This window comes from Paraburkholderia sp. SIMBA_054, from assembly GCF_046534875.1.
Lineage (GTDB): Bacteria > Pseudomonadota > Gammaproteobacteria > Burkholderiales > Burkholderiaceae > Paraburkholderia > Paraburkholderia hospita.
On record NZ_JAWRXV010000127.1, the window covers coordinates 1 to 8,911 of the forward strand.

Annotated in this window: 9 protein-coding genes and 2 pseudogenes; 3 read left to right on the forward strand and 8 right to left on the reverse strand. The window is 61.4% G+C overall.

Annotated features, from left to right (window positions below; all coding sequences use genetic code 11):
• Positions 1–725: 725 nt before the first annotated feature.
• The 7 genes and pseudogenes from SB822_RS53815 to SB822_RS53845 form a co-directional block, all read right to left on the reverse strand.
• Positions 726–827 (reverse strand): annotated as a pseudogene (locus SB822_RS53815) (phosphate ABC transporter substrate-binding protein PstS); the annotation flags it as partial.
• A gap of 146 nt (positions 828–973) precedes the next feature.
• Positions 974–1,432, reverse strand: coding sequence for a Fur family transcriptional regulator (locus SB822_RS53820; RefSeq protein WP_410858678.1), 459 nt, complete (start codon positions 1,430–1,432; stop codon positions 974–976).
• A 161-nt stretch (positions 1,433–1,593) separates the two neighbouring features.
• Positions 1,594–3,336, reverse strand: coding sequence for an IS1634 family transposase (locus tag SB822_RS53825; protein ID WP_410858679.1), 1,743 nt, complete (start codon positions 3,334–3,336; stop codon positions 1,594–1,596).
• Between the two features lie 609 nt (positions 3,337–3,945).
• Entirely contained in the window at positions 3,946–4,296 is a 351-nt protein-coding gene (locus SB822_RS53830) for a transposase domain-containing protein (protein ID WP_410858684.1), read from the reverse strand.
• Between the two features lie 9 nt (positions 4,297–4,305).
• Positions 4,306–4,500, reverse strand: a complete 195-nt coding sequence (locus SB822_RS53835; protein WP_410858680.1) for a hypothetical protein — start codon at positions 4,498–4,500, stop codon at positions 4,306–4,308.
• Between the two features lie 217 nt (positions 4,501–4,717).
• A complete protein-coding gene (locus tag SB822_RS53840; protein WP_410858681.1) occupies positions 4,718–4,912 on the reverse strand; it encodes a hypothetical protein in 195 nt (64 codons plus the stop codon).
• An 888-nt stretch (positions 4,913–5,800) separates the two neighbouring features.
• Positions 5,801–6,115, reverse strand: coding sequence for a LexA family protein (locus tag SB822_RS53845; RefSeq protein ID WP_200568033.1), 315 nt, complete (start codon positions 6,113–6,115; stop codon positions 5,801–5,803).
• A gap of 48 nt (positions 6,116–6,163) precedes the next feature.
• Here SB822_RS53845 and SB822_RS53850 point away from each other — a divergent pair, with 48 nt between their 5' ends.
• Entirely contained in the window at positions 6,164–7,291 is a 1,128-nt protein-coding gene (locus SB822_RS53850) for an IS630 family transposase (RefSeq protein WP_410858682.1), read from the forward strand.
• Positions 7,292–7,575: 284 nt separating this feature from the next.
• Here the strand turns inward: SB822_RS53850 and SB822_RS53855 are convergent, their stop codons facing one another.
• Complete coding sequence (locus tag SB822_RS53855) at positions 7,576–7,773, reverse strand: hypothetical protein (RefSeq protein ID WP_410858683.1); 198 nt, start codon at positions 7,771–7,773, stop codon at positions 7,576–7,578.
• Positions 7,774–8,156: 383 nt separating this feature from the next.
• Between SB822_RS53855 and SB822_RS53860 the strand changes: the two are divergent.
• Together SB822_RS53860 and SB822_RS53865 are read left to right on the forward strand one after the other, a co-directional pair.
• Positions 8,157–8,648, forward strand: a pseudogene (locus tag SB822_RS53860) (permease); the annotation flags it as partial.
• Positions 8,649–8,731: 83 nt separating this feature from the next.
• The coding region (locus tag SB822_RS53865; RefSeq protein ID WP_410858685.1) for a permease at positions 8,732–8,911 on the forward strand (180 nt) is incomplete at its 3' end.

Here is an 8,911-nt window from a genome sequence, read left to right on the forward strand (position 1 = left end):
AGAAAAGGTCAGATGAAGGGCAGCGGCGATACCCGAACCGCTGCTGCGCAGTTCTATTCGCTGGTGGCATAAGGACTACTTGTCATTACCGAATCTCTTACCCCGCCAAACTTATCGCGACACAACCCTCGCTAGCCGGTCGAGGCGAGTGACAACGATGATGTCGCCGGCGAGTGATCGAGCCCTCCTGATTGGTCAAGTCCTGGTCGCGCGTCGAGACACGGCGTATCAATCAGGAATGCGCCCGTCTCGATATCTCGCGTCGCACTATCGGGCGGGTCTCGCGCGGGTTCCGCGCGCCTGGCGCCGTGACATGGCCTCGTTCATTCTCCAGCGCCGACGATGTCATCGTTCAGCTTCGTTGATCACCTACGACGCGGCGCACCTCGCACCGGTTGCGCCGCGCCGACCCTACACTGGATGCCGAAAAGTTCTTTCGTCACGTCATTGCGGCCAACAAGACGGGATTCCTGTCACCGGAGTCGCTCGCCGCGATCGCAAAACGCCCTTCTCACCAGCACGTTAGGCCATGCATCCCCTGACGAAATCTGGAAGATGTAGCGAGAGGGTAAGTTGTCAACCAGCGCGAACACCACGCAGACAATCGGCCATCGTTCTCGCCCTGCTCGTCCGTCGGCTCCCCTGGAGCGATAGTACGACTTCGACCGGTCCGGGTCCATGCTGCCTTGAACGTTTTCGCCTTCGGCTCCGCAACCGTGTCGGCCGAGTGCGCCTGACAATGTCACTTCACCCGCCTTCCCGCCCGGCAAGTTGATGACGGGCACAACGCCGCCGACGACCGTCGCGAACCGGAACAGGGTGTCCTTGCGAGGTCTCTCGTCCCTGAGCGGCCATCGTTGAGACGAACACCGCGCGACTCATGACGCCCCTTGTTCGCGGACGTGCAAAGGAGCGCCGCCGGCAATGCTCACGTCACCGAGTAAGTTTGCTGCGAGAATCTCGCTGTTTTAACTCACGGTCGTGCCGGATGCGCACGTGCCGCGCAATCGGCGCAGACACCCTGCAAAGCCAGCGTTTTGCCGGCGAAGCGCAAGCCGAACTCCTTCGCGATGGCGGCTCGCCGCCGGTTAATCGTCACGTCGGAGAATTCTTCGACGCGCCCACACACGACACATACCAGGTGATCGTGCACCTTGCCGGTGTTCAGCTCGTAGAGGCTGTGATCCTTCCCAAGCGGCACATTTGCGACCAAGCCCGCCCCTACCAGCTGATGGAGCACGCGATAGGTCGTAGACAGGTTCATCCGCTCTCCCGTCCTGGCGATCCGGCGGTGGATCTCCTCGGCGCCGAAATGGCCGTGCTCCGCCTGCTGCAGATAGTCGAGGACGGCGATCTGCGCGGACGTACCCGCCAGGCCGGCTCGCTTGAGCGCGTCTAGTGCATGTATCGGGGACGAAGAGCGAGGCGACATGCGAACCCGTCGGTTAGGTGATCGTGTGGGTCGGGATTTCAGCATATGACATCGGCGCGGGCATTTCCGGAAGCCAGGTGATTGCGATTTGCATTAAACCGAACTTTAACGCGCAGCGCGCGTAAGCCTTTGATTTGCCGCGGTTACGCGCGCCGGGGGAGTCAGATACTGGGTACAGACGGGCTGATGTTCAGCAGGCGGAAGGCCTTTTCCTGAACGGGTGTGGGCCGCGTGATCATCACGATCTTTGCGTCCGGGTTCAGAGGTGTGTGGCAGACGTTGTAGGCGAGCGTGGCCAGATCACCGAGCAACGTGCGGAAGCTATGAAGCGGCAAGCAGTCCTCGCCAAGTCTGGTGGTGTCTTTGGCCTTTGCCTGGTCCGAGCGTCGTGCCTTGGCCACCGGCGAGGGCCGCGCTGCGCGCGCGAGGTCAATGTATTCATCGTCAAACAGCATCGGCTTCAAGGTCTCGCGCATGTGCCATTCAACGGAATACGCGAGCATGCACAGGAAGACGTGCGCCCGTACACGCTCGGCGTTCCAGTGGAATATGGGGCGCACGTTCAGATCGACTGTCTTGAGCGACCGGAAGGCGCGTTCCACGACCGCCAGCCCCTTATAGGCCGTCACGGCCGCCTCGGCCGGCAGGTCCTGCGCCGGCACACTGGTGCGCACCACATACAGGCCATCGAGCGCCGCTTCCTGCCGGATCTGTTCGGCCTTGCGCGTCCACGTGAAGCTCGAGTCGGTGATGCTCAGCTCGAAGTGCTTGCCCATCTTGTAGTGATCGATGACGCGGCCCACGCGCAGGGCAATCGCTTCGGTACCCTTGAGGCGATTGCGCGCGCGCGTGGTCGCTTCGGCGATCTTCATCAGCTCGGCTTCAGTGGCCTGCAGCAAGTCCTCGCGTTTGCGGGTCCGCTGCTCGGCCAGCAGCGGATTGCGGCACACGATGAGCCGCTCACCGGGGAACGCCTCACTGGTTACCTCCAGCAGGTTGCGCTCGTCAAACAGCGAGGGCTGGAAAGGCCCCTGCTCCTGGGCGAGCGCGCTCACCTGCGGCGCGCGCAGGCTGCTCACCCAGTCCAGCCCCGCCGGGCGTAATACCGTGTCAATGCGCGCCTGCGTGAGCATGCCGCGGTCGCCCACCCAGGCGATCTTGCCGATGCCATAGCGATCCTTCAGTTTCTCCACCTGGGCAGCCACCGTAGCCGGATCGGCGGTGTTGCCGGCAAACACCTCGACGGCCACGGGACAGCCCTCAGGAGTGCAAACCAGCCCGAACACAATCTGCGGATCGTCGCGCTTGCCATCGCGGCTGTAGCCGCGCGCGGCAAGCTCGCAGCAGTCTCCGGTCACCCACGTGGACGTGAGGTCATAGAGCACCAGCATGCTGCCGGCCAGATGCTTCCTCGCCAGCCGCTTCTCGATGTCTTCCTGGGCCTCGCCCAGCCAGTCGAGCGCGGCGTAGGCCTGCTCGAGTTCGACGTCCCCCAGCTTCAGAAGGCGCGACAACGAGTGGGTCGCCGTCTCGTCGCGCAACATGCGATGGGTGGCGAGCTTCGAAGCGGGTGACACCACCCGCGCCACCAGCAGCGCCATGAGCACCGCGCGCAGTGCGGCAGGCGCAGGCGCAAACCACTGCTCAGCGCCGCAGGCACGCGCCGCGCCCAGCACCGCGGCCACATGCCCGTGCGGCAGACTGCGCTCGATCACGAAGGCCTCTTCAGCCGAGGGCACTGCGACACCACCGCGCAGCAGCACCTTCAGGCCTTCGATGACCTCGGCGGGCAGCGATGAGAGGTTGGCCAGGGTTCGCTTCTTCACCTTGTTGCCGTCGCGGTAGGACTCACGCAGCAGGATGGCGGGTGGCGAGTTGCGGTTGGGGACGTGTTCGATATACATGAACACTCATTCAAGCAGCTAATTTCCGTATGTCAATATAAAAATACTAATTTACATGGCTACGAAATAGCCCCAGAAAATAGCCGAAACCCAGCACTGACGCGGATTCCGGCCATTTGAGAAGTCAAAGCTCGGATTAAACATGGCACGCAGTGCGCGCGGCGCAGGCGGCAATCTGTAGATGGTTGAGCTCGTCCGGCTGCCCATATCGAGGGCGACAGGCGGGCGGTTTGTCAAATCTTTCGAATGCCAACGGATTGACTTCCTCGGCGCGTACCGGTCAGGAACATGTCAATCCGGTGTGCGGCCGCCGCCGTTGACCATTCCGGGATCGCGACAGTCCCGCGCGACACGGCCGTGAAGGCACCGATCAAGGTAGATCTCGGGCCCATCCTGAGCGAAAACCGGTAACGATCCACCAACCAGTTTGCGTCATTCGCTATGGAAACGTTTGACCTCGCCTACCGTTTTGGCACGTTACTGATGGCTCGCACAATGGCCAGCCAAAATATTCGATGTGGGGCGCAGTGGATTGCGCAATAAAAAAGACGACTGGGAGGGAATGGATCTATGCATTCGCGGTAAAGCGCGGGTTCTAGCACACCAGGTTTATAAACGTGCGCGAAGGTGAACGCGTCTTGCGACAGCGCATCGATCGGCAGGGCGTCCGCAATGGGCCGCCGGTCCAAGAGCTGCTTTGGCCGTGAGCTTTATGAAGTCGAACGGTAAGAGCTCGGTCATGTCGGAATCCGGTGCGCCCTGCGGGAATTCGGCGAGCACATGCGCAAGGTAGGCGTAGGGTTTCGACGTAGCAGCCCCTGCAGGTCGGCATGTGACTATAGATTGCGCCGCGCTTCGCGCTGGCAGCTGTGTCACTGAACAGGCAGCACGTCGAGCATTACGCGTTGAAAAGCCTTTCCGGTAGACGGTATTGTTTTCGTTCTCAAGCACGAGGAGCACCAACCGGGCTCACTCCGCCGAGCCGGCACGCGGCGCGGGCCACTCGCCGTCGTTGATTGCGTGGACCGCGTCCAGGCGCAGGCCGTCGAGACGATATTCGCGCGGCAAGTAGAGGGTGATTTCGAAGGAGAAGTAGCGCCCCCGCGAGCGCTCGAAAGCGATCGCGAGACCACACGGAATATTCCCTTTAACGTTTCGGCGCACTCGCTCGGGTAGTCGGTGTCAGGGCCAAATCACACGGGCGTTCGAGCCTGCTTGATTATCACGAGCGCAATGCGACCTGATGCATCATCGACATTGAGGGCTCACCGTATTGACCGGCGGATGGCAACGAAAGGCCCGTCCCGTCCCCTCCCCACATCAATCCGATGATCGCGCGCTGACTGCCCGATCCGGGCGGTACTTCATATGGATCGACATGTCAGTGCATGCGTGAAAGAGTACGAAGCAGGGAATCCCCGTCCTGGGTCACGCGAGGCAACAGGCCCCCTCCCACCAGCTGCTCCATTGCGATCAGCTGGTGGTCGAGTAATGTGTCAAGTTCCGTCCGGTCGGCAATCTGGTCGGCGGAGTCCTTGACCAGCATCAGGGTCGCGAATTCGTGAGCGCTAAGCATGCCTGCCTCCTGATAGATCGATTAGGTGCGGTAGGGACTGCGCCGGCTAAAACGTTCGCTTTTGATGACGCGTGGCCGGTGGCGCGTCTGGCTGCAATCTGCGGTGGGAGTTCATGGTAGAAGGGCATCCGGGATGCGGCAATGCGGGTCGCCCCGCATATTGGACATACCAGCCATTGCGCCTTCGTGGCCAGACACGGTCCTTCGCCGGTGATCTCGTCGCCCGGGTCATCCGTCATCCGGGTGGGCGGCATTGCAGCCGGGCAAAAAGCTCGGAAGCTGCCGATCCTCTGCTGTTTGAACATGATCGTCGCCTCTCCCACGTCCATCGCGTCTTCATGTCCGTAAGCGGCAGCAACAGAACGGCCCGTAGCTTCTGCGGATGTGACGAGGCACGGACAGTCGGCCAGTCGCCCGCAAAGCCCGCCCGTGCCCCGTTTTGTGGCCATGTGCCGTGAACACAGGCCACGTCTACATGATAGTCACGACGCCAGGGCCCGGCTGCGTTTTTATCCATGTCGCATGCGCGCGAGCGATGGCGTAGGCGGCCGGTCGGGTAAGCCAATATGGGCCGGACGTGGCCAGCGATTGCCGGGCGACCTCACGGGAGTATGAGACAGCGCGGTGCGCTGAAACGCGGCAGCGTCACTCCGAGCGTCGCAGCCGTCCCACCGGCGGCCCGGAAAGCAATATCTATCTGGCGCCCCACCATGTCATGTACCACCCTCGTCCTCCAAACGGTTCTCGCGACGGCCGCGGGCGGACAGGATCACGTCACCCCTTCCATCCGCGCGTCGCTGCTTTCGACGCTGTTCGATAACGTATGGCCCCTAGTTATCTTATGTGCGGGGCTCGCCACGCGGCATCCGGTGATATCGCTTGCAGGCACTAGTACCGCTGCACAGAGGTTATGACAGTTTGGCTGGGTTGTAGGACAGGCAAGCAGTTATGGTCAACGAGCAGTTTGATGCTGCGAGCGATGCCTGCTTGCCGGCTGATCAATCCATTGCGTTCGAGGTTGAGCACCATTTGATGGACGGAAGGAGCCGTGACGGCGAAAAAACGCTGCATGTCGTGCTCGGCCGGAGCGCGGCCGTTTATCAAGCTGTAGGCCCAGATGAAGGCGAGATACTGACCTTGCTTGTCGGTGAAGCTCGGGCAGGCTGAGCGCTCGCCTGGCAATGGAAGCGACTTCTGATTCATTCGGAACCCCGGCAGTCGAAGGAGGCTACCCCGAAGGAAGCCATCCGGATGAATCTACGCTATCGAGTCGAACTCGACCAATCTGAACGTGAGGCGCTTGCTGCCATGCTAAGCGGCGGCAAGCACGCGGCACGCAAGCTCAAGCGTGCGCAGATCCTGCTTGCAGCGCACGCTGGCAAGGATGACGCGAGCATTGCCGCCACCGTGGCGGTTGGCGAATCCACGGTGTACCGCACCAAGCGTCGCTTCGTGGAGATGGGGCTGGAAGCGGCGCTGAACGAACGGGCTCGGCCTGGGGCGCAACGCAAGCTCAGCGGCAAGGAAGAGGCCCTGCTGATCGCCACCGCCTGCACGAACCCGCCTTCGGGACGTGCGCGCTGGACGCTGGAATTGCTCGCCGATACGTTCGTCAAGCTCACCGAACATGAAGAGCTATCGCGCGAGACGGTACGCCGGCGCCTGGCCGAGAACGATCTGAAGCCATGGCGAAAGGACATGTGGTGCATTCCCAAGATCGACGCGGAATACGTTGCACGCATGGAAGACGTGCTCGACCTGTATGCCGAAACCCCGGACCCGCGGCACCCGGTGGTGTGCTTCGATGAAAGCCCGACCCAGCTCATCGGCGAAGTACGCCAACCGATTCCGGCGGAGCCCGGCAAACCCTTGCGCTACGACTGCGAATACAAGCGCAACGGCACCGCCAATCTGTTCGTCTTCCTCGATGCACACCGTAGCTGGCGCAAGGTGAAAGTCACCGAACGGAGAACGGCGGGTGACTTCGCCCAGTGCATGCGCGATCTCGTCGATATCCACTACCCCCATGCATCGCGCATCCGTGTCGTGCTGGACAATCTGTCGACCCACACGCCCGCTGCGCTCTACCAAGCCCTGCCACCAGCAGAGGCACGCCGCATCCTGCAGCGGATCGAATTCCACTACACCCCCAAGCACGCCAGTTGGCTCAACATGGTCGAGATCGAAATCGGCGTGCTGCGAAGCCAATGTCTGGATCGCCGCATCGACTGCCGCGACCGGCTGATCAGCGAGGTCGCGGCTTGGGAGCAACTGCGAAACGCCAGCGGCGCTCGCATCAACTGGATGTTCTCTACCGAAAGGGCCCGGGAAAAATTGGCCAAAGCCTACCCAGTACCGACCTCTGACAAACCGTCATAACCTCTGTGCAAAGGTACTAGACTAGTGATCTTCCGGTCATCACGGCGCTGCCGCCTGTGTTATAGCGCATCAGCGTTTCTTCTGGAACACCGGGGACGGTCGCGGCCCTTAGGAAGCTATATGGAAACTGAGCCCTCGCGAAGTGCGCCGATGCATTTGTCGGCGCGATGTAAAGAAATCGCGCCGACACCTTTTCGCAACATACGCGGCACATGAGTAGGTCTTCCCGTTAGCAATACCACTTCGCCCGCTACCCGTTGAATTGTGCATCTGGTTTCTCGCAGTCAGTCACAGAGCAGCGCGGCTGCGCATGCACGATGGATAATACGGTATTGCACGGCGTCCGCATCGATGGAGTGCTGGCTGTCGAAGACGGCGTGCATACCCTCGGAGTCGAGCAGGCAGCCATGACACTCCGCGAGGCGAATCGCGATGGGTAACGCACGACTCGAAATCATCACGCGTCGGAGAACGTCAAGCATGGTGGTGTCCGCTACGTACCATCGTCGCATGGCATGAACCGCCTGGACGGGCGACAACCACGTGCGTGCGCCTGAGAACACGAGCAGATGCAAGGCCACGAGTAAAGTGAGAAGCGTGACCTGCCCCTCCTCGTCACTGTCCGATGCCCCTCGGGCCGAATGTCGGCTATCCATCTTGCTGCCCCCGCGGAGTGTGCCATTCATCACAGCATGAAAAACACGCCCGCGGTGTGGAACCGGCGCAGACCCAGTGCCGCAAATTAGAGGCCCCTCAGGCGTTCACGCCTCCTGCGCCGATCAGCCGCGACGCCCGAGGCGGGTATGACCGTTGCGCAGCAACCCGGAACCAGGCCATCATCGAAAACGTCGTCTCGCGCAATCGTATGTCGACGCTACTGCCGGATGCCTCACCACGTTCGATTGGAGTCGCCAGCCTCTTCGGCGCCGCCTCGTCGTCGTGTTCATATGCCGCGGTGGCGATGGCACGCTCGGCAATTCGCAAAGGCGCCAATTTCACTGCGTCAATGACGTTCCAGTTCGCAGCCACGAACCTTGTGCTCGAACTGGCCATTCTGATGGGCATGCTGCTTGGCTGGTCCTTTGCTGCCGTCGAGGCGGTGGGCGGAATCGTCATGATCGTCATTGTTGCTGTGCTGTTCCGACTCCTGCTGCCGCATTCGCTCGAAAATGCGGCAATCGAACAGGCAAAAAGCGGCATCGCGGGCGATATGGAAGGTCACGCCGCGATGTCAATCGAGGAACAGGAAGGCGGATGGCGGGCACGTCTGTTCTCGCGCAAAGGCCTCACGGCGATCGGTCACACTTACGTAATGACCTGGTCGATGTTATGGCGTGACATCGCCATCGGTCTGCTCGTGGCGGGTGCGCTTTCCGCGTGGGTACCCAACAGTATCTGGCAACGTCTGTTCCTGACCGGTCATCCTGTACTGTCGGTGATGTGGGGCGCATTTGCCGGGCCGCTTATTGCGCTCGCGTCGCGTTCACCTGCTCGGTCGGCAACATTCCACTCGCTGGCGTGCTATGGCACGGTGGCATCAGCTTTGGTGGCGTCGCGTCGTTCATCTTCGGCGATCTCATCATCCTTCCCATTCTCAACATCTACCGCAAATACTACGGC